Below are 21896 nucleotides of genomic sequence, written 5' to 3'. Positions count from 1 at the left end.
TCACTATCGTTCTCGGGATCGGGATCGGGATCGCTATCGCAATCGGGATCGACCTCCCGAATCCTCCCGACCGTGGTCCCTGAAGACGTCAACAGGTCGGATCATCTGCCCAGGATCCTCGTCAGCTCGCCGTGCAGCTTGTAGAGGTCCCCCGCGCCCACCGTGGCCACGATCTCGTCATCGGCCAGGCGGTCTTCCAGCTCCGCGACCAGCTCCGCCGCCGAATCGACCGCCAGGCTGCGCGGAGCCATCAGCCAGGGCAGGATGCTGCGGTGGCTGATGCCGTCCGCCGGCAATTCGCGGGCGGCGAAGACCGGCCAGAGGATGGCGCGGTCGGCGGCGCCCAGCGCCTCGCCCGTGGCCTGGGCAAAGGCCCGCACCCGGCTGAAGGTGTGTGGCTGGTGGATCACCGTCACCGGCCCGGAGCCGATTTCCCGCAGCCCCTGGATGAAGGCGGCGATCTCGCTGGGGTGATGGGCGTAGTCGTCGTAGAGGCGTCGCCGCCCGCTGACCGCCACCAACTGGAAGCGCCGGTGCAGGCCGGAGAAACCCTCCAGGGCCGCCGCCGCCCGGGCGGGATTGATCGTACGGCCCCACTCGCCGAACAGGAGCCAGCCCAGCGCCGTGGCCGCATTGAGCCGGTTATGGGCGCCGGGCAGCCCCAGCCGGACGGAGAGGCGCAGCGGCGCTTGGCCTTCCAGCCGGCCGAGCAGATCGAAGGCGTTGCCCGCCCCGCCGCGGGGCACCACGCGCAGGTCCGCCGTCCGTTCCTCGCCCACCGTCAGGCGCCGCCGCCGCCCCTGGCGCACGCAGGCCGGCAGATAGGGTCGCCCGCCCAGGGCGCCCGCGCCCAGCTGCTGGATGATGGGCGCCCCGCCACGGATCTGCTCCGCCAGCTGGTCGAAGGCCTCCTCCATCAGCTTGCGGGTGGGGTAGATGTCGGCATGGTCCCAGTCCACGGCCCCCAGCACCAGATGCGTGGGGTGCAACTCGAGAAAGCTGCGATCGAACTCGTCCGCCTCGCAAACGCGGACCTGCCCCTCCCCCAGCCTGGCCGGCGGCAGCCGGTCATGGGTGCCGCCGATGAACCAGCCGGCATCCGGGGCGCAGTCCTGGAGCAGGCGGGCCATCATCGCCGTGATCGTCGTCTTGCCGTGGGTGCCCGCCACCGCCACCGCCACCGGCGTCTCGCAGAGCCGGGCGAGCAGCTCGGCCCGGCGCAGGACGGGCAGACCACGGGCCAGGGCCGCGGCCAACTCGGGATGAGCCAGGGTCATGGCGGCGGTGCGCACGACCAGGTCCGTCTCCTCGGGCAGGTCGTTTTGCTGGAGGCGGACGGGAATGCCGGCGGCCAGCAGTTCCTCCACCACCGGCGTGCGCTCGCGGTCGCTGCCGCTCACCTGGTGCCCCGCCTCGTGGAGGACCCGGGCCAGGCCGTTCATGCCGGCGCCGCCGATGCCGGCGAAATGGATGCGCATGGGAAGACCGTGAAGAGTCACGCCTGCTCCTGTCCTGCCGGATGGACATGCGCCGCCCGCGCCGGGCGGCGACGGCGAAGATAGGGCTTCAGCGCGGTCCGCCCCGCGCCGGATGGTCCGCCGTTCTGGACAACGCCTCCGTCTGGATCAAAATCCACCGTCCGGGCGGAAACCTGCGGCCCGCCGCCGGGGTGTTGTCCCGCCCGAAGAGCGTGGAGCTGGCATGAAGAGTGGATTCGACTGGCTGAACGGAGGCGCCCCCCTGCTGACCGCCTGGCTGTTGGAGCGCCACGGGGCGGAGCTGCACCGCCGCGGCTTTTTGCCTCTCCTGGAGGCCCTGAGCCAGGGAAGGCGGACCGCCCCGGAGGCGACCGCACCCTTGCTCGCGCACGTCCTCGGCGCGCTCTGGGATGGACGGGCGGACCCCTTCCTGGACTATGTCGACGGCATGGCGGCGGATGGCGCCGAGGTGCCGTCGGCCCTGGCGGACGATCTTCGCCGGTGGCGGGAATGGTCCACCCTTCCCTTCGCCGAGGCCTGTCGCCGGCTGGAGAGGACTTTGCCGTCCCCGTGCGGGAACAGCGCCCTTGTGGCCTGCTGCCAGGGATGGCGCCTGCTGGCGGAGGGGCGGCCCCGGGAGGCGGCCCCCCTCTTCGGGGAGGCGCGGCGCCAGGCGCGGGATGGGCATTGGGCGGCCCTGGCCCACCTGGCGGATGAGGGCCTGAGCCAGGTGGCGGGACTCGGAGTCTGGCGCGGCTCAGGCGTGGCTGAGGCGAGACCCGGATCCGGACCCGGGCACAACCGGGAGCAGGAGCGCCTGCGCCGGCGCGAAGCCTGTTTCCTGGCCTGCCACCGCCACGGACGGATGGTGGGCGCTTCCGCCCCCTTCCTGGAGTTGCTCCGGCGCTTGCGCCAAGCCGCCGCCGACCGCCTGCCCCTTCTCCTTGTGGGCGAGACGGGCACCGGCAAGGAGCTGGCGGTGGCCTACCTGCATCAGTTGGCCTATCCGGAGGGTCGCCCCCTGGTGGCCGTCAATTGCGCCGGACTGGGCGAGGCGCTGGCCGAGGCCGAACTCTTCGGCTCCGTGCGCGGCGCTTTCACCGGGGCAGTGGAGCGGGAGGGCCTGGTCGCCCAGGCGGAGGGCGGCCTCCTGTTCCTGGACGAGTTTGGCGCCCTGCCCCCCTCCGTCCAGGCCCGTCTCCTGCGTTTCCTTGAAGATGGCGTCTACCGACGGGTGGGCGAGGCGCGGGAGCGCCGGGTGGAGCTTCGCGTGGCGGCGGCCACCTGCGAGGCGGAAAAACTGGGAGTCGGCTTCCGGCAGGATCTCCTGCACCGCGTGGCCGGTCGGGTGATCGAGGTGCCGCCCCTGGCGCGCCGCCTGGACGACCTGCCCCTCCTGGCCCGGGCCTTCCTTCATGAGGCGGGCGTGGCGGACCCTCTGCGTCATGCGGCCTGCTCGCCGGCGACCTTGGTCACGCTGGCACGGGCGGCCTGGCCTGGCAATCTGCGGCAGCTGCGCCACTTGATGCACCGCCTGGCTCCGCTGGCGTCGGATGAGATCCTGTCCGAGCTGCGCGCCCTGCCGCCGGCCGGGGCGGATGCGGCGGGCAAGACGGAGTCGGGGAAGGACCTGCGGGTGGAGTTGGGCGACTTGCCCCTGCGCGAGGCGCTGGCCCGCTTTGAATGGCGTCACATCCAGGCGGCCCTAGCGCTCACCGGCCAGAACAAGCGGCTGGCCGCCGCGCGGTTGGGGATCAGCCTGCCCACCCTGTATGCACGACTCAAGGGCGCCACCGGGCGGGGACTTTGAGCGCCGCCGGCCTCCGCCTTGCCGCTCTTGGAGGTCAATTCTACCTTCTGATTGAGGGGCAAGCGCATGCCTCCCAAGCTCAAATCAAGGGGTCAACCTCCCATCGTGCAGAATCCAACCCCATCCACCACGCCCGTCCTGCGCTTCCTGCTGCTCTTGGCGGCGCACAAGTCCCTCGTGCTCTGGATCGTCCTGCTCAGTTGCGGCATCACGGCCGTGTACAGTCTGGTCATGACGAAGACCTTCGAGTCGCGCGCCGTCATCGCGCCGCCCTCGGGCAGCACCAGCCTGATTTCCGGCATCCTTGGCGACCTGCCCATGGGCGACCTGCTCGGCGGCCTGGCCGGAGGCATGGGCGGCGATGCGCACGGTGGCTATTTCGTGGTGCTGCTCAACAGCCGGCAGGTTCATGAGGAGCTGATCCGCCAGTTCGGCCTACGCGAGCACTACAAGATGAAATCGGCCAAGATCGAGGACCTGCTCAAGGCGGTCGGCAAGCGCGTCAGCGCGGAGATGGATTTCGAGAGCGGCATGATCGTGCTTGGCGTGCGCGATCGCGATCCGGAGCTGGCCCATCGCATGGCGGTGTGGCTGGTGGAGCGCCTGGAGGCCCTCAACCACGACCTCAAGACAAAACGGGCCCGCAACAACCGCCAGTTCGCCGAGCGCGAGGTGGGCATGATCCGCCAGGAGCTTGATTCGCTGGAGCACGCGATGACGGCGTTCCAGCAGTCCAGCCGCCTGCTGGAGCCGGTGGAGCAGGGCCGGGCCCTGCTCGGCGAGTACAGCGAGATCAAGACGCGGGAGGCGATCAAGGAGCTGGAACTGCGGGTGGCCCGCACGAACTTCGGCGAGGATCATCCCTTGGTGAGGACGACGGAGGGGGAATTGGCGGCCTTGCGTGCCCAGCTACGCAAATCATGGGAGAGCGGAGGCGGGGAGCTGTCCCTCGCCCTCAGCCAGCTGCCCGCCGCCACGATGGACCATCTGCGCCTGAAGCGTGAGCTGGAGATCGCCAACAAGAAACTGCTCTTCATGCTGCCCCAGCTGGAGCAGGCCAAGCTGGACGAAGTGAACGACATCCCCGTCCTCGAGGTGCTGGATCCGCCCGTGGTGGCGGAGAAGCGCATCAAGCCGAAACGGACGATCATGGTGCTCACCGCCGGCTTGCTCTCCATGCTGGTGGCCAGCGTCGTCGTCCTCTTCCTGGATCGGCTCGAACAGGATCCCGCCTTTGCCGGGGCCTGCCGTGACCTGGGCTCACGACTGTGGACCCGGCGGCGCGCGTCATGAGGGCAGCCCTTTCCCTGGCGATTCTCCTCCTGCTCACGGCCGCTTGCCGGCGGGAGGCCGATCCGGCCCTGATCGAGCGGCACTTCCTGCCCGGCACGGAATACACCATCACGGCGCACATGAGGAGCGAGCGGTCCCTCCACGTGGAAGGGCCGGGTGGCGAGCTGCGCCCCATGGGACGGGAGCAGCGGCAGGAGATGACCACGCGCTCACTCCTGCGGGTGGATCCGGCCACGGACGGGATCTGTCCGGTGGAGCTGGAGGTGCCCCTCTATCGCGTCTCCCTGCCCGACGAGCGGGTCCGCGTGAACCTGACGGGCTGCCTGGGCCTGGGCCGCTACGAAACGGCCACCCGCCGGCTGGACTGGGAAGGGATCAAGGACAGCCTGTGGTCGGCCCCGGCGATGGTGGACAGCGGCTGGACCGTGCAGGTCCTGCCCCTGCCGGAGGCCGCCGCCTATCTGCACTCCACCATGCTGCTCCTGGGTTCGTCCCTCAGCGACAGCACCAGGCGCCTGATGCCGGGACAGGGTTGGCGGGAGGAAAGCCGCCAGGAGACGATGATCGGCCAGTGGCCGGTGGCTTGGCGCGAATTGCGCACGGTCACGCTACGGACGGTGGTGGACGACCTGGCCATCTTCGACGTGAAGGTTGAGCTGGAGATCGACCCGCCCAACGCTGGGGCGACCTTGTCCCTGGAGGGTGAAGGCAGCGGCCGCATCGACTTCGACCTGCGCCGACGATTCACGGCCGCCAACCTCCTGGAGACCCGGATGACGATCGAGGTGGTGGACAGCAGCGCCACGTGGATCGCCCGCTCCGCGACCAGCCTGGATATCCGGACCGCATCCCGTCTCATGCCCTGACGTTGGTAAAGACCGTGGCCGGCAAGCCGATAGAGTCATGTCCGCCGATCATGTCTATGGGAGTCCGATGGACTGGCAGATGATCCAGCAAAGTTTCCGCGGTTCTTTCGAGGGGGCCGTGTGGCTGCTCATCCTGCTGGTCATGGCCGCCCTGCTCCTGCCCGTGCTTTGGCATGTGGCGACCCGCCAGTTGGGTGAACGGCGCCGCCTGGGCCGGATCCGCCGCCGGCTGCAGGCCCAGGGCCTGTCGAGCGATGACTGGCGGCTGGTGGAGAGCGCCATCGCCGCCACCTGCCCCGGGCAGCCCCACCGCCTTCTGGAGAACGTCAGCCTCTTCCACGCCTGGCTGGACAGCCTGCCGGAACTGGATCAGTCCCCCCAATTGCAGGCCAGGCTGGGACGGATCAAGGAACTGGCCTACCCCGACACTCCTCATGTCTTCATTCCCCACAGCACCAGGGACCTGGTGGCCGGCACCAGCCTCAACCTCGTGCTGCACCAGACGGGACAGGAGGCGACACCCTGCCTCGTGACGGAGGCGGGCATGCAGGGCCTGCGTCTGGCCCGGCGGGGAACCGCCCCTTTCCGGGGCAAGCCCGGGGACCGGGCCAGCCTGTTCTATCCGAGGCCCGAGGCCATGTACCATGCCATCGTGGAGCTGCGCGAGGTGGGCGAGGGCCACCTCCTCACCAGCCATTGCGCCCCCGGGAACTTCAAGGTCCGCCAACTGCGCGAGTTCTGGCGCGTTGATCTGGACATGGAACTGGCCTACCACGTCCTGGCCGAAGCCGGCGCCACCCATGAAGCGGGATTGCGCTCGGCGCCGGAGGCCCGCCAGGGCCGGCTGATCAACCTGTCGGGCAATGGCACCGCCATCGTCACCACCTCCCCCCCGCCTCGGGGCTCCATCATCGTCTTCACCTTGCACCTGCCTTCGCGGACTCTCCATGAGGTCCAGGGGGAGGTGTTGCATGTCACCACCAACCGCGAGTTCTCCCGCCTGCATGTCGTCTTCCGAAACCTGGATCCGGGCGACCAGGAGCTGATCATCCGCAACCTGTTCCTGCTCTACCGGGAACAGGCCGGCATGGAACCCTTGGTCGATTCCGGACCGGTGGTCGTGCAGAACCGCACCTAAGGATGGGCGGCCGTTTCGCCTCCCCCGCATGGCCGAGTGGCCGACCGACCAGTTCTTCTTACACCTGTCAAGCGCGCCCAAGGGCACCTTTGCGGCCGATCCCACGCCAGACATGGGACGGAATTGGCCCTGTTGGATGAGACCAGCGTTCTGTGAATGATGTTTATAATCCATAAATAATGATGCGTGGACTGGATGCTGGCACGATTTTCGCGGACAGTCCAGACCAGAGAGGATTGAGGGCTAAACGATTGTGATTCAATCGCTTAGCCACGCCCTGCCGCTTGGCTACATGGTTGCTTTCAGATGGGCCATTTGGTAGGTTGGGTGCTGCTTGTCACGCTTCTCACAATCAAAGACAGCTGGAGTGCAGAATGAAGGGTTGGTCCCACATTCGTCTCCGCCCGCCCAAATGGCTGGCCATCATGCTGATCGCCCTTCTCGCCGTCGGGACGGGCCACGCCGCGGACACAGGTAAGATCAGGGGAAAGGTTGTCGACTCCGAGACGGGGGAGGCCATGGTGGGCGCCAACGTCATCGTGCTGGAGTCGCAGCCGAAGAAGGGTGCCGCCACCGATCTGGACGGCGCCTTCCTCATCTCCCACGTCGCCATTGGCAGTTACGACGTGGAGATCTCCTACGCCGGCTACCACACCATCACCGTGACGGGCGTGGTGGTCACGCGCGACCTCACCACCGATCTCAAGGTGATCAAGCTCACGGGCAGCAGCATCAAGCTGGAAGACGTGACCGTGGTGGCCGAGAAGAAGGCCATCAAGCTGGACCAGGCGGGCCAGACGCTCACCGTGAGCGCGGAGGACATCGGCCGCTCCGCCGTCACGGAAGCCGCCGACATCATCAAAAAGATGCCCGGCTTCAAGGTGGACGACGAGGGCAAGCTGCACGCCCGCGGTGGTCGCGACACGGAGACGAAGTTCGTCATCAACGGCATTGACGCCCGCGACCCGCTGGTGGGCGGGCAGAACTTCGTCAACCTGGACGTGGCCAATATTGAAAATCTGGATGTCCTGTCGGGCGGCTTCGGGCCGGAGTACGGCCAGGCACAGGCGGCGGTCATCAAGGTGAGCACCAAGGAAGGCGACAACGACGCCTACCACGGCAAGGGCGAATGGCTGACGGACCAGCCCTTCGACAAGTTCTCCTTCAACACCGACCAGATGTCCTTCAATTATGGTGGTCCCCTGCCCTTCCAGCAGGGCGTGGAGAAGTACCGGCGCGCCACCTTCTTTTTCAGTGGAAGGGCCGCCCTCACCGACACCTACCTGCCCTACGACATCGACCGGGGCAGCTCGGACTACTTGAACCTGGGTCTCGACCTGCCCGAGCGGCAGAAGAACGAGTATCAGGCCAGTGTCAACCTGGCCTTCCCGCTCACCAGCGCCTCGAAGCTGAAGATCTTCGGCGAGCGCTACTACCGCAAGTGGGATCTCTATCCGGAGGGCGAAGGCGCGGCCAGCGGCAACTACGGCTACCCCTACCTCTACAATGTGCGCAACCGGCCGCGGGCGGAGGTGAACCGCAACGCCCTCTCGCTGACCTACACGACGGCCATCCCGCAGAACTCCTTCCTCGCCGTTGGACAGAGTTCCTCCTTCGAGGCGGTGCTGTACCGGAGTGAACAGAGGACCCTGATCACGCCCGCCAACCGCCAGCCGGGCGATTTCATGCTGGAGTTCTCGGCCCAGCAGCGGGCGCAGGAGGATGACAAGACCGCCTTCCTGGGCTACCAGGACCTGGACGGCAATGGCTATTTCGACGGCTACGTGGACGCCAACAACAACGGCGCTTATGACGGCTTCTACTACGACGGCAACGGCAACCCCATTTTCTCCGAGGGCTACGAGGACCTCAACCGCAACGGCCGCTGGGACCGGGGCGAGGATTGGATCGATCTCAACGGCAACGGCATCTACGATGCCGCGGAGCCCTACACCAACATCCCCAATCCGGCCACGGGCGTGAACAATCCCGGGTACGATCCCTGGGACCCCTTTGTGGACCTCAACGGCAATGGCCGCTGGGATGACGCCGAGCCCCAGACGCCGGAGCAGGACACCAACCACAACGGCCGCTGGGACGGCGAGCGTTTCCAGGATGTCAACGGCGATGGACGCTGGAACGGCTGGCATGAGCCCTTCACCGACCTGAACGGCAACGGCAGCTGGGATGAGGGCGAGCCTTTCGAGGACCTCAACGGCAATGGCGTGATGGATTGGGCCGAGGGTTACGACGACATCAACCGCGACGGCCGCATCAACTTCAAGGATGTGCGGGACGACAACGAGGATCTGGGTGAGCCCTTTGTCGACGGCGATCTGTTCTGGGACACGGGCGAACCCTTCATCGACCAGCCGGATGCCGTCACCGGACAATACAACGGCTTGTGGGATCCGGGGGAGATCTTCTTCGACCTGCCCTCCACGGAAGGCCGCTATGCCAACTGGCTGGCCAACGGGGGGCGGGGCAACCCGCCGGAACCCACCCTCAATGGCCGCTACGATGGTCCCAACTGGATCTTCGACGAGTACGAGCTATTCACGCGGCATGCGGATTTCATCAATGATCCCTATTCGCAGTACCACCAGTTCTACGGCGCCATCCGCAACATCGCCACGACGCCGGATGACCTGATCGAGAACGCCCATTTCCACGGCAGCGTGGTGGATGTCAGCCGTCCCGTGGTTTACGAGCACTACAATTTGAACATGAACGGGTCGGACTGGCCACGCGGCAAGGACCTGTACCGGCAGGGAACGGCGGGCGCGACCTGGCGGGAACGCAGTTCGGATCCCGACCTGATGGCGGTCATGGGCGGCCGCTACATGGATCCGCCCAACCGCAAGTGGGACGTGTGGGAGCCCTTCACGGATTACAACGCCAACGGCGTGCAGGACGGCGGGATCACCAACTCCACCCGTTACCTGTCCGAATGGGGCTTCCAGTACAACCAGCCGGGCTACTACGATTTCTTCCTGAATCCCGAGACCTTCGACACCCAGGCCCTGTGGCAGGAGCGCAGCTCCATCACCTGGTCCCTCAAGACCGAGTACCAGGTGCAGCTCAACAAGCACCACGACGCCCTCATGGGCTTCGAACTGCTTTATCGCGACATGGAGATGCAATCCATCGAGGAGCCGCAGATCCCCTATGACGGCCTCATCAAGCTGCCCGCCGACGCGCCTTATCCGGATCGCGGCAACTTCCGCGACTTCTACGAGCGCAAGCCCTGGGAAGGCGCCCTGTACCTGCGCGACAAGATGGAGTTCGAGGGACTCAACGTGCTGGTCGGCCTCCGCTACGACTTCCTCATCCACGACGACTCCTATGTGAGCAAGACGCGGGAGGATGCCAACGCCGGCAACCCGGGCGCCGTGGAAGCCGATCCTTCAACCAGCCGGTTCAGTCCGCGCCTGGGCATCAGCCACCCCATCACGGACCAGGCCAAGCTCTACTTCAATTATGGGCACTTCTACCAGGCGCCCAGCTACCAGTACTACTACCGCGAGGCGACGGGCGCCCGCGCCAACAACATCATCGTGGGCAACCCGAACCTCAGCTACGAGAAGACGGTGGAGTACCAGTTCGGCGTGGAGGCCCGCCTGCCCGACCTGGGCACCACGATCAACGTCCAGGGCTACTACCGCGACATTTTCGACCAGGTGACCTCCACCAGCGTGGAAGTGGCGCCGGGCTACACCATCGACATGTTCACCAACGGCGACTACGGCCGCAGCCGCGGCGTCAACCTGAGCGTGGAGCGGGGCGCGGCCCACAGCAGCGTCAGCTTCAACTACGAGTTGAGCTTCGCCTACGGCAAGGCCAGCGCGGCCCGCGAGGCGGCGGAGGCGCGGGTGGCGGGCGTGCCCGTCAACCGCGAGGAGCACCCGCTCGATTGGGACCAGACCCACGCCATCAACGCCTACTGGTCGCTCTTCTACGATGACGGCGACTACCCCGAGCTCTTCGGCCTCCGCCTGCCGGACGACTGGATGCTCTCCCTCAGCAGCTCCTACGGCTCGGGCGGTCCCTACACCCCCAGCCGCTACACCAAGGGCATCGACAACGACGCCAAGATCGACATCAACAGCGAGCGCATGCCCTGGACGGAGAACACGGACTTCAGATTCGAGAAGTACTACCGGGTGGGTAAGAGCAAGCGTCACCAGTTCGTGACGGGCATGGAGATCCGCAACCTCTTCAACAAGCGGAACTGGCGCAACATCTACTCCGCCACGGGCACGACCTATTTGGCCATGCACCCGGCGAATCCGGACTACCCCATCTATTATCCGAACAAGGCTGTCTACGATGCCAATCCGCGCATGTACAGCGCGGGTCGGAACGTACTGCTGCGTCTCGGTTACAAGTTCTAGGTGACTCGAACATGAAGAAACACCTGCCCTGGCTGCTGGCGGCGATGACCTGCCTGATGCTTGCCTGCAGCAGCGACGACAGCACGGGAACGAAGGCAGAGCAGCGCCTCACGCGCGTCTACACCACCGAAATCCCCACCGGGACGGTGAGCGGCACCTGGACTAGAGCCGGTTCGCCTTACTATATCTCGGGGGACGTCACGATCCCCGCCGGCCAGACCCTCACCATCCAACCGGGGGTGGATGTCTGGATGCATGACCGCACCAGTCTATATGTCGAGGGGACATTGTCGGCGGAGGGCGTGTTGGGCCAGCCCATCCGCTTCCTGGGCTACCAGGACGACGAGGAATACGGTCTCTGGCAGGGCATCGTCTTCCGGCCCGGCAGCGACGCCTCCATCCTGCGCTACGCCATCGTCGCCTTCGGCTCCAGGTTCAACAACGCCGACCCGGAGAAGACGGCAGGCGTGGTCTGCCGCGACGCCAGCCCCACCATCGAGCACTGCCTGGTCTGGCGCAACCAGTACAACGGCATCAGCCTGCAAGGTTCGGCCCTGCCGAAGCTGCGTTCCAACATCATCTATGAGAACGACGGCAGCGGCATCGTCTTCGACACCAGCCACACGGGCAACCACACGAAATTCGAGAACTGGGTGAGCGACAGTCTGGTGGCCCGCAACAACGTGTCCGCCAACAGCTCGCTCACCATCCGCTACTCCTCGATCTTCGCGGAAACACAGTGGGGCACGGCCTTCGGCGATTCGACCATCATCGACTACACCCAGGCCCTGGCCGTGGACCTCCTCTCCTCGGACGGCAACGGCAACGACGTGTACCGCGTCAACGAGAACAACGACCGTGTCGACCGCTTCGGCAACTCCATGCAGAACGCCATGTTCGACGACCTGAGCGCCGACTTCCAGTCCTTCAACTCGTGCAGTCCCTGCATCCAGGCGGCCCACGACTGGGACAACGGGGACCGGGCCGACATGGGCTGCGTCGTGTACATCCAGGCCCAGAACGAGATCCGCAAGCGCATCAAGAATCCGGTCCTGACGGGAACCACCTACACCGTCACCTGCGACGCCTTCAGCCACGAGCCGGTCAGCATGACGGGTTCCCGCGTGCAGTTCGCCGGTTACTTCGGTCTGGAGTTCGACGGCGGCCTCAGCATCAGCGGCGCCACCTTCGAGCCGACGGCCGACCGCATGATCAATTCCGCCTGGAAGAGCCTGTTCATCAAGAACAACGCCGGCGGAACGATCCACATCGAGAACAGCACCTTCCGCTATGGCACGGAAAGCAGCTTCAGCGGGCAGGACTGGATCAACGCCGGCGGCATGGTGGAGCTGCGCGGGGGCGCGGTGGCGGAACTGCGCGGCTGCACCTTCCAGAACGGCACCAACTACGGCGTCTCCGCCCACGGGGCCGGCAGCATGGCCTGGGTGGATGACTGCACCTTCCGGAGCAACGGCCTGTCCGCCGTCTACTTCGCCTACGGGGCGCGGGGCAAGGTTTCCCGCAGTGACATCCGCGGCTGCGGATCTTACGGCATCTTTCTCTACAACACGGGCTATTCCAGCCAGATCGAGAACAACCTGATCGCCCAGGGCCACCTCTACGGCATCAAGCTGCACGCCGCGCCGGCGGTGGAGATCCTGCAGAACACGATCGTGGACAACGCCTACGGCGGCATCAAGCTGGACGCCAATAGCGATCCCTCCATCCGCTACAACTTGATCGCCGGCAACGATTTCGCCGGCACCCCCATTGCCACGGGCATCGTGGGGACGCAGATCGGCCTGCGGCAGGACACCAACAACCCCAATGTCAACGTCAATTGGTTCTCCGGCAACGGCGGCACCAACGTCTGGCGCTACTTCAACGACGGCGCCGACTCGACTCTGATGTACGCTGACTCGCTCGCATTGCCCGACAATTGGAACATCGGCGCCTGCAACCAGTGGACCACCGTCAGCCTGCCCTCCGACTGGAGCTTCAGCCAGACCATCGCCGACTGCGAGGCGGGCGGCGTGGCGCGCAACATCGGCCGCAGCGCGGGGCAGTTGAGCAATCCGGGACCCGTGCTGGGCAGCATCGGCAACCGCCAGATCCTGGAAGACGGCACTCTGGAGCTGTGGCTGGGCGCCATCAGCTTCACGGGGGATGACAACTTCATCTTCTCCGTCACCAGCAGCGAGCCCAACGTGGGGGTGGAGCTGACGGGTCATCACCTCATCCTGCGCCCCGCCGCCGACTGGCACGGCACGGCGCAGATCACCACCACCGTGACCAACAGCGAGGGCAGCGACACGGAAGTCACCACCCTGACCGTGGTCTCCGTCAACGATCCACCGGTGCTGACCCCCATTCCCGACCAGACGATGGCCATGGGTGGCCCCGACCTGGTGTTGACCCTGCACGCCACGGACGTGGAGGGAGATCCCCTCACCTTCTCGGGCGAGCTGGTGGTGATCAACGTGGTCACCGGCATTGATTCCGGCCATTCGCTCACCGTCACGGGGACGACCCTGACCCTGAATCCCGCCAACTCTTTCTCCGGCGAGTTCCAGGTCAACGTGCGGGTGGTGGACGGCAATGAACAGCGGGCGGACCGCCGCGAGGATCGCGGCACCTTCCGGGTCGTGGTCCAGTAGCGCGACGGATTCGGGCCCGCCACACACGAGCGGGCTTCATGGGAGGCCTCACGATGATGAAACGAGCGATGCTGCCGGGCTTGCTGATCGCGGCGTCCGCCAGCACCATCCTGCTGGCTAAGACGATGGATCCCCAACCCCAGGCCACCCCGAAGGACGAGGGGATGCGCGGGGCGGACATCTGCCTGCCGCTGCTGGACAACCGTGTCCACCGCTTCGGCAAGATGTGGATCAACCTGACCAACGAGGGCTGGTTCGGCAATGACGACCAGTCCCGCAGCGCCGCCCTGGACGACCCCTGCCTGCCCGGCGTGTGGGCGCCCCAGACGGAGTATCCCGCCGGCTCCGGCCAACAATACCTCTACCAGGGTTCGGTCTGGATCGGCGCGCTGATCGTGGACGACAACGGCGTGGAGACGGCCCGCGTCTCCTTCGGGTCGGAGGGCTGGGAGCCCGACGTCAACGAGTTGTATCCCACCTGCGGCAATGACGCCCGCATCCGGGAGATCTCGACGCGGAAGAACGGCCTCAACTGCGTCACCCTCGCCAGCATCTACGACAGCCTGTCGGTCTCCGAGCAGGACTTCATCGCCTACTACGCCGACACCCTGGAGAACTACCCCTCCGTCGTCACGCGGCGCAGCTACGACGGGGAGGACCGCAACCACATCAGCCTGGGTATCGAAGTGGAGCAGATCAGCCATAGCTGGTCCTACTCCTACGCCCAGGATTTCATCATCGTGGACTTCAAGATCACCAACGTGGGACGCAAGTTCCTGAAGAACCTCTATGTCGGCCTCTACATGGACGCCGACATCGGCCACAAGGACGAGAGCCTTCACCACACCGACGACTTCTGCGGCTTCCGCCAGTTCGCCTACGACACGGTCTCCGGCCAGAACGTGCAGATCAACGCCGCCTTCATCGCCGACAACGACGGCCGCGAGCACGACGAGACGGTGGGCACCAACTTCACCTGCCCCCACGTGGTGGGCACGCGCGTTCTGCGGGCGCCCAATCCCATGCTGCAGACCACTTTCAACTGGTGGAACAGCAACAGCGCCGCCGACCAGGACTACGGCCCCACCTGGTCCTATTGGGGCGAGCACCCGGAATGCCTCATCGCCGGCCAGAACATGACCTGGACCCGCACCTACGGCACGCCGCTGGCGGACATCCACAAGTATCAGCTGATGGCCAACGGCGAGTTCGATCCGGACATGTACCTGATCAACCCCAGCAACCCGCCGGACCCGCAGCCCAACCCCGGCAACCATCCCTGCGTCACCCCGGACGAGCTGGCCTGGCTCATGCCGGGGCCGGCGGAGCGTGTCCGGGTGGACGGCGACGACACCCGCTACCTGCTGTCCTGGGGGCCGCTGGGCGTTTTCGACTACACGGACGGCAACGGGATCAACGTCTACCGCCTCAACCCGGGCGAGAGCTTCATCATGACCGTGGCTTTCGTGGCCGGGGAGAACCTGCACAACCGCAGCAACCCCCAGACAGGCGTGGTGGGCGACGGCACAGGCTTCATCGATCCAAGCAAATTCGACTGGACCGACTTCGACTTCAACGCCATCTGGGCCCAGCGCGTCTACGACAACGAGATGTATGACACGCCCATCTACGACACGGACGGCGACGGCCTCCTGGACAAGGGGGACGGCTGGGGTGGCGAGGACGTGGGGCTGGACGGCCTCTGGGCGCCGGCCATCGGCGACACGGTGCGCTACTTCGGCCGCACGCTGATCCATCCCGTGAGCGGCATGCCCATCATCTACGAAGGGCCGGACGAGGACGGGACGGAGAACAACGGCCTCATCGATACGACCAACAACCAACCCATCTGGGGCGGCTATTTCAGCGAGGACACTTTCCTCTGGGACTTCCTCACCAAGGTGGGCGTCAATGAGATGCGGGAGGATTCCTTCCTCATCTACGCCGGACCCAAGTTCTCCACCCACGGCTTCGACGTGGACGACTGGTACATCGGACACTTCAACAACAACGGCTTCCTGGACCTGGGGGACGGCATCCCCGACTTCCAGGGTCCGCCCCCGCCCCCCTGCCCCGACATGCGCATCGAGACGGGCGACGATTTCGTCGACTTGATCTGGACCCGGGAGTCCATGGCCGACGACTACGTGGATCCCTTCAGCCGCGTGCAGGACTTCGAGGGCTACCGCATCTGGGTGAGCAACACCAGCATGGACAATGAGTATTCCCTGCTGGACGAGTTCGACAACGTCAACTTCGCCTACTTCGACCAGGAGAACGCCCTGCGCACCCTGCCCGACTACGGGCCCCTGGGCAGCCTGCCCATGCGGGAGGGCAACCGGGGCTGGGAGCGCCAGCAAGTGGGCAACAACTCCGGCTTCCGCGATATCGCCGTGCCCATCGGCGAGCTGCAGGAGGGCATCCTCCTCGACATCAACGAAGATCTGTGGGTGTCGGCCGGCACCGGTTACAACGACGTGACGGGAGCGCACAACGGCGCCGTGGCCGTGCGGATCGAGGGCGGCGGCCATCGCTATTTCCTGGTGGGCGGCACGGAAGTCTTCCATCAGGATGGCCCCGCGGCCGACCCGCGCACCGGCCGCCTCTACTCGCAGTCCGGCGGAATGGGATATCCCGTGTTGGGCGAGCGCTTCGAGGACCGGCCCGACAACGCCGGCGCGTACAACAACGTTTGGGATCGCGGCAACTACGATGTGGAGTTCCGCTATCGCGTGACCCAGGTGCACAGCCTCTTCCCGCGCTATTACAGCGTGTCGGCCTACGACTTCGGCGACTACCAGACCGGCACGGAGCCGCTGGAGACCGCCCAGAGCTGCAACAGCCTGCGCCAGGCGCCCAGCGGCGTGCCCGGACGCGCCGTCAAGGTGGTGCCCAACCCCTATCGCGTGGACGTGGACTACACCCAGCCCTACAGTCTGGGCAATAGTCCCCAGGGCCTGCAGTGGGAGAACCAGGACGACGGCACGCGGGACTGGTACCCCCAGAGCGACCGCCGCATCGAATTCATGAATTTGCCGGAGATGTGCGTCATCCGCATCTACACGGTGGCGGGCGATCTTGTGCAGATGCTGCCCCACAACGTGGAGGGCGACCGGTCCCGCTGGAACTCCCTCTACAGCGAGCACTGGGACCTGAACTCGCGCAATTTCCAGCAGGTGTCGAGCGGGCTCTACTACTTCAGCGTGGAAGACAAGACGCCGGGTTCGAGCGGCGACATCTCCACGGGCAAGTTCGTGATCATCAAGTAGCGCACTGAGGAGACCAACCATGAGATCCTGGCAAGCGGTCCTATACGTGGTCATGACCTTGGCGCTGCTGCAGACCGCCGAGGCCCAGAACAAGGCCGGCACGGCGGGCGCCCAGTTCCTCAAGCTGAGCGCCACCGCCCGCGGCCTGGGCATGGCCGACGCCCTGCTGCCCCTGGCGGAGGACGTCAGCGCCCTCTACTACAACCCGGGCGGCCTTACCCAGCTGGACGGCTGGCATGCGGCTATGACCCATTACGCCCTGCCCGTGGGCGTCACCCAGAACTGGCTGGGCGTGGTCTATGGCGTGGCCGAGCAGGGCACGAGCTACGGCCTCTCCCTCACCTTCCTCAACAGCGGCTGGATGGACGAGACCACGCCCCTGCGCCCGGAAGGCACGGGCCGGCAGTTCAACTACCTGGACTTCGCTCTGGGCGCCACCGTGGCCAAACGCCTGACGGACAAGTTCTCCACCGGCCTGACGCTGAAGTTCATCAATGAGAGCACGATGGAGTTCGACGCCTCGGGCTGGGCGGCGGACGTGGGGACCTATTACGACACCCATTGGCGCAGTATGAAGCTGGCGATGATCATCTCCAACTTCGGGCCGGACCTCGCCTTCATCGAGAAGGAGTACCCGCTGCCCATCCTCTTCAAGTTCGGCGTCTCGATGGATTTGATGGGCACGCGGGGGGATGAGCATTTCCTGCAGGGCGCCTTCGAATTCGGCCACCCCAGCGACAACGTTGAACAGATCAATCTGGGCTTCGAGTACGCATTCAAGGATCAGTTCTTCCTGCGTCTGGGCAAGAGGGTCAACGCCGTTGACGAGAAGGACTTCGAGGACTTCGACCCGGGGGACGGCTACGAGTATCCGCTCTTGTCCAGCGATGGCCTGAGCCTGGGCGCCGGCTTCAAGTGGACCCATGAGGCCTGGGGCACCATGGGTCTCGACTACGCCTATGCGCCTTCCCGCTTCTTGGAAAGCCGCAACATGATCACCCTCACCTGGTCCCGTTAGGAGAACGAGAGATGAAGCACATCCGCCTCTTCTGCCTCCCGCTGCTGGCCCTGCTGCTGGCCCTGGCCGCAGGTTGCAGCAAGATCGACGGGACGGTCTCCGCCAACCAGGCCCCCAGCGTGTCCTTCGTGAACAACCAGCAGGACGCCGACGAGGCCCGCCAGACCTATTCCATCCCCAATTACACCTTCATCTTCCCCGATTCGACCACGGGCTTCGCCGAGGCGGTGGGGCGTCAGTTGCCCTATGCCTTGAACGCGGAGGCCAAGTTCGAACTGATCCGCTACCAGTTCTTTTTCATCCTGGCGATTGGTTCAATCGTGGAGGTTGATCCCATCACCGGCGCCCAGAGCCCGGTCCCCGCGGCGAACTTCCGCCTGGATCCGGACATCCCGCGCTACCTGTGGATCCAGCACACGGCCGGTTTCCAGTGGAAGCTGGGCTACAACTACATCATCGACGGCACCTTCGAGTACCGGCCCGTTTATTCCTACGCGCCCATGGTCTTCTGGAAGGGCAGCGATGCGGACGGTTTCGTGGAATCCTTCCGCTACCTCGACTACGCCTATGAAAGCGAGGCCGGGCTGGCGGCCGTGCTGGCGCGCGTCAGCGCCAACGACCCGACCCTGCAGGACAGCACCGAGGATCTGCACTGGAACCAGACGGTCAACACCAGCGCCGTGATCAACCTGACCACGGCCCTGGGCCGCATCCAGAAGCACGTGGTCATCCTCCAGGCCATCGACAATGACGGCGCAGTCTCGCCACCGGCCCTGCGCGTCTTCAACCGCAGCAACAGGGCGCCCAACACGCCGAGGATGGCCTATTACAAGGACGGCTACACCCGGGTCAGCCAGCCCAGCGAATACACGCGGCACGTGATCGGCTGGGAGGACATCGAGACCGACCCCACCACCGTCTCGCAGCTGCGCGCCCAGGTCAGCCCCTACTATGAGATCCCCATCTCCAGCGTGCCGCTGGAGAACTGGCGCGGCCTGCGCTTCCTGGTCGCGGGCAACGACCCCGACGATCAGGCCCTCGTCACCATTCCGCTCCAGTTCCAGTTCCTGCTCAATAGGATTCCGGACATGCTGGTGGCGGAGAAGATGGCGGCCAGCCAGGTGGCCATCGACGACGGCATCTCCCTCCTCACCGACTCCACGCGCGTTGCGCTGGGCGAGGAGAACGTGCTGGATGTGGATATCCACAAATTCGACGAAGACGGGTTCAGCCGTCACAACCAGATCGAGCTCTTCAACCTGCCCACGGGCTATTACCAGTTGGCCGTGTACAGTCGCGACGACGGCTTTGAGTTGTGCGACAAGCCGGCCTGGATGCGCTTCAAGGTCCAGCAGCTGAACATGACCAAGGACGTGCTGGTGGTGGACTACACGCCCGTGAACTCCGGTCCCGGGGCGATCGGCCTGGCCAACGACAACGCCTACATGGCCTACTACCGCTCCCTGGTGGAGGAAGTGATGCCCGACGTGAAGCGTTATGCCCCGGCGGCGCATGAGCGGGAGCAGAACTACACGGTCACCTGGCATCACGACATCGGCGAGTCGGCCAATTGCCGCTATTGGAAGATGGGCTATGACAATGGCGACTTCCCGCTGCAGCTGCCCTTCTCCATCATCAGCCAATACCGGGTGGTCATCTGCCTGGATGACAAATGGGCCTCGGGGGCGGGCGGCGGCAATCCCAACGGGGCGTGGATCCGCAATCCCGCCAAGGGCTTCTGGATGGATTACCTGGACATGGGCGGCGCCCTTCTCTGGAGCGGCTGGTCCAGCATGGTGGGAACCTTCAACTACGATCCGGTCGCCAACGTGACCACGGATGCGCTGGCCCTGAACGAGCGGGGCGGCGATTTCCTGGCCCAATACATGGGCATCCTGGCGGCCTACAACGATATCAACACGACCTTCTTCAACGGCCGCATCGATGCCATGCGGCGCGGCCTGCCCGAATTCATCGGCCAGTACCCCCTGTTGCCACGGACGGAGCTGCTGGACAGCATGCGCATTGCGGACGGCGCCTTCCGCAACTTCTATACCTACAACGCTGCCAATCCCTACCGACCGGTGGCCCCCGACTCCTGCCTCATCTTCATCGAGGCCAACGCCATCAACGAGAACCTGGGCACGATCGCAGCCTTCACCTATGATTCCTACACCGCCGGGCTGGCCGAGCGCGACACCCTGGAGTTCTTCCGCGTGGCGCGGCAGGAGGACCTGCCGGAGAACTTCTACACTGTCATCGACGGGCAGCGGCCACGCTTCGATAACTACTCCACCAATCCGGATGCCACCGGTTGCTGGCTGTACATCCCGAACGCGGCGCGCAACTATTGGGGCATGCAGATCACCACGGCGGTCGACTGTTGGAATGTCTCCCGCCCGGATAGCATGTGGGCCAATCCCTTCTCGGTGACAAGTGGCGTGATCAGCGGCACCAGCCGGGTTTTCATCCGCGTCAACCATCAGCGGATCGACAATCCTGACAATTGGTGGGTGCCGGGCCAGCAGGTGAACGTGGACGCCATCTGGCGACCCATTTTGACGAAGCATCGCAAGCCCCTGGTCCTCTATACGGAGAGCGTGGCCTATCAGGGCAGCTTTGGCGGCCTCAACTTCAATCCCTATTTCACCAACTTCCGCACGGCCTGGAACAACTTCCCTCTGCAGATGATGTATCGCGGCACCCTGCCCGATTATCAGTTGTACGACGCGGGAGACGGGGCGCGCGGCATCGTGGGCGGCATCCTTTTCCAGTTCTACACACCGAAGATCCAGGACGTGGTCGACTGACCTTGTTCTCTTGGACTGCCAGGCGCCCCCGCGTGGCCATCAGGTCACGTGGGGGCGTTTTTTGCCGCCCTGGTGTCGCCCTGGTGTCGCCCTGGTGTCGCCCTGGTGTCGCCCTGGTGTTGCCCTGGTGTTGCCCTGGTGTTGCCCTGGTGTTGCCCTGGTGTCGCCCTGGTGCCGCCCTGGTGTCGCCCTGGTGCCGCCCTGGTGTTGCCCTGGTGTTGCCCTGGTGTTGCCCTGGTGCCGCCCTGGTGTCTAAGCAACATCTGACAACTTCAGGGAACAGGTCTTTGACATGACCAGGCAAGAACGGGTCGATTGTCGTAGTTCTGGACACTTGCCAGAACCTTGCGTCGTGATGGCCAAAGCACGGAAACATTATGGGTCCCCTCGGCTTTCGCTGGAATCCAAGGAGGAACCATGGCACGCATACGCAGACCCCTTTCCGCCAACCTGACCCACCATGTCACGGCAAAAGCCATTCCCCCACAGATTTGCTTCGTAGACAATGACAGCCGGGGGACTTTCCGGCAATTGCTCGCATCACTGGCAAACCAGGTGCGCGTCGAGATCCACGCATATGCCATGATGGATAACCATTTGCACCTGATGTTGACTGCCCGGGAACAGAATGCACTTGCAGTGGCCATGCGGATTTTACTTGGACGCCATACGATGCTCTTGAATAGAGCAAAAGGTCGGCAGGGACCACTTTGGCATGACCGCTATGCCACGGTCCCAGTGGAATCGGACGACCACGCCATCAACACACACTTGTACATAGATGCCAATCCTTGGCGTGCGCGAGTGGTTGAACATCCTCGCGAGTCAGACTGGACAAGCTATCTAGCACTGGCGGAAGGACTTGGCAGCGCATTTCTGACACCACATCCAGTTATTGCGCAACTGGGCAAGGACTCGTCCGAACGACAGGCGGTTTACCGTCGCATCATGGAGCGGTACATCAAGGAGTCCCCCCGCTTCAAGATGAACGGAAATGGTCGTCAAGCTGCAGATCCGTTGGCGGGTTTGCGCTTAAGCCAGTACACGGAGGCATGAAGAGCTGATATGTTTGCCCTGGTGTTGCCCTGGTGTTGCCCTGGTGTCGCCCTGGTGTCGCCCTGGTGTCGCCCTGGTGTTGCCCTGGTGTTGCCCTGGTGTTGCCC

At 65.0% G+C, this 21896-nt stretch carries 11 protein-coding genes; 10 read left to right on the top strand and 1 reads right to left on the bottom strand.

Translation table 11 applies throughout. The features are described from left to right. Positions 1 to 101: 101 nt before the first annotated feature. Entirely contained in the window at positions 102 to 1499 is a 1398-nt protein-coding gene (locus tag Q8O14_14310) for a Mur ligase domain-containing protein (GenBank protein MDP2361900.1), read from the bottom strand. A gap of 202 nt (positions 1500 to 1701) precedes the next feature. Between Q8O14_14310 and Q8O14_14305 the strand changes: the two genes are divergently transcribed. From Q8O14_14305 to Q8O14_14260, 10 genes are all read left to right on the top strand, one after another. Next, positions 1702 to 3288: a sigma 54-interacting transcriptional regulator gene (locus Q8O14_14305; GenBank protein ID MDP2361899.1), complete on the top strand. Its 1587-nt coding sequence runs from the start codon at positions 1702 to 1704 to the stop codon at positions 3286 to 3288. Between the two features lie 105 nt (positions 3289 to 3393). Continuing rightward, a complete protein-coding gene (locus tag Q8O14_14300) occupies positions 3394 to 4581 on the top strand; it encodes a hypothetical protein (GenBank protein ID MDP2361898.1) in 1188 nt (395 codons plus the stop codon). Beyond that, entirely contained in the window at positions 4578 to 5447 is an 870-nt protein-coding gene (locus Q8O14_14295; protein MDP2361897.1) for a hypothetical protein, read from the top strand. Before Q8O14_14300 ends, Q8O14_14295 begins: the two co-directional genes overlap by 4 nt. Positions 5448 to 5514: 67 nt before the next feature. Continuing rightward, positions 5515 to 6585 (top strand): PilZ domain-containing protein, encoded by a 1071-nt coding sequence (locus Q8O14_14290; protein ID MDP2361896.1) that lies wholly within the window; start codon positions 5515 to 5517, stop codon positions 6583 to 6585. 374 nt (positions 6586 to 6959) lie between these two features. Beyond that, positions 6960 to 10979 (top strand): TonB-dependent receptor, encoded by a 4020-nt coding sequence (locus Q8O14_14285; protein MDP2361895.1) that lies wholly within the window; start codon positions 6960 to 6962, stop codon positions 10977 to 10979. Between the two features lie 11 nt (positions 10980 to 10990). Beyond that, the gene (locus Q8O14_14280) at positions 10991 to 13636 is read left to right on the top strand and encodes a right-handed parallel beta-helix repeat-containing protein (protein ID MDP2361894.1); all 2646 of its coding nucleotides are present in this window, start codon (positions 10991 to 10993) and stop codon (positions 13634 to 13636) included. Positions 13637 to 13689: 53 nt separating this feature from the next. Next, positions 13690 to 16905: a hypothetical protein gene (locus Q8O14_14275; protein ID MDP2361893.1), complete on the top strand. Its 3216-nt coding sequence runs from the start codon at positions 13690 to 13692 to the stop codon at positions 16903 to 16905. Between the two features lie 19 nt (positions 16906 to 16924). Next, positions 16925 to 17923 carry a PorV/PorQ family protein gene (locus Q8O14_14270; GenBank protein MDP2361892.1) on the top strand — a complete coding sequence of 333 codons (999 nt, stop codon included), beginning with the start codon at positions 16925 to 16927 and terminating at the stop codon, positions 17921 to 17923. Between the two features lie 11 nt (positions 17924 to 17934). Continuing rightward, positions 17935 to 20733 (top strand): hypothetical protein, encoded by a 2799-nt coding sequence (locus Q8O14_14265; GenBank protein MDP2361891.1) that lies wholly within the window; start codon positions 17935 to 17937, stop codon positions 20731 to 20733. 417 nt (positions 20734 to 21150) lie between these two features. Continuing rightward, a complete protein-coding gene (locus Q8O14_14260) occupies positions 21151 to 21789 on the top strand; it encodes a transposase (protein MDP2361890.1) in 639 nt (212 codons plus the stop codon). Positions 21790 to 21896: the final 107 nt, after the last annotated feature.

It is taken from the genome of bacterium, assembly GCA_030685015.1.
In the GTDB taxonomy this organism is placed as follows: domain Bacteria; phylum CAIWAD01; class CAIWAD01; order CAIWAD01; family CAIWAD01; genus CAIWAD01.
Note: the sequence above shows the minus strand (reverse complement) of the source record. Positions and strands in the feature narration are given on the sequence as shown.

Coding starts and splice junctions, on each gene's coding strand:
- Q8O14_14305 (MDP2361899.1), top strand. CDS start 1,702: ATGAAGAGTGGATTCGACTGGCTGAACGGAGGCGCCCCCCTGCTGACC.
- Q8O14_14295 (MDP2361897.1), top strand. CDS start 4,578: ATGAGGGCAGCCCTTTCCCTGGCGATTCTCCTCCTGCTCACGGCCGCT.
- Q8O14_14290 (MDP2361896.1), top strand. CDS start 5,515: ATGGACTGGCAGATGATCCAGCAAAGTTTCCGCGGTTCTTTCGAGGGG.
- Q8O14_14285 (MDP2361895.1), top strand. CDS start 6,960: ATGAAGGGTTGGTCCCACATTCGTCTCCGCCCGCCCAAATGGCTGGCC.
- Q8O14_14280 (MDP2361894.1), top strand. CDS start 10,991: ATGAAGAAACACCTGCCCTGGCTGCTGGCGGCGATGACCTGCCTGATG.
- Q8O14_14275 (MDP2361893.1), top strand. CDS start 13,690: ATGATGAAACGAGCGATGCTGCCGGGCTTGCTGATCGCGGCGTCCGCC.
- Q8O14_14270 (MDP2361892.1), top strand. CDS start 16,925: ATGAGATCCTGGCAAGCGGTCCTATACGTGGTCATGACCTTGGCGCTG.
- Q8O14_14265 (MDP2361891.1), top strand. CDS start 17,935: ATGAAGCACATCCGCCTCTTCTGCCTCCCGCTGCTGGCCCTGCTGCTG.
- Q8O14_14260 (MDP2361890.1), top strand. CDS start 21,151: ATGGCACGCATACGCAGACCCCTTTCCGCCAACCTGACCCACCATGTC.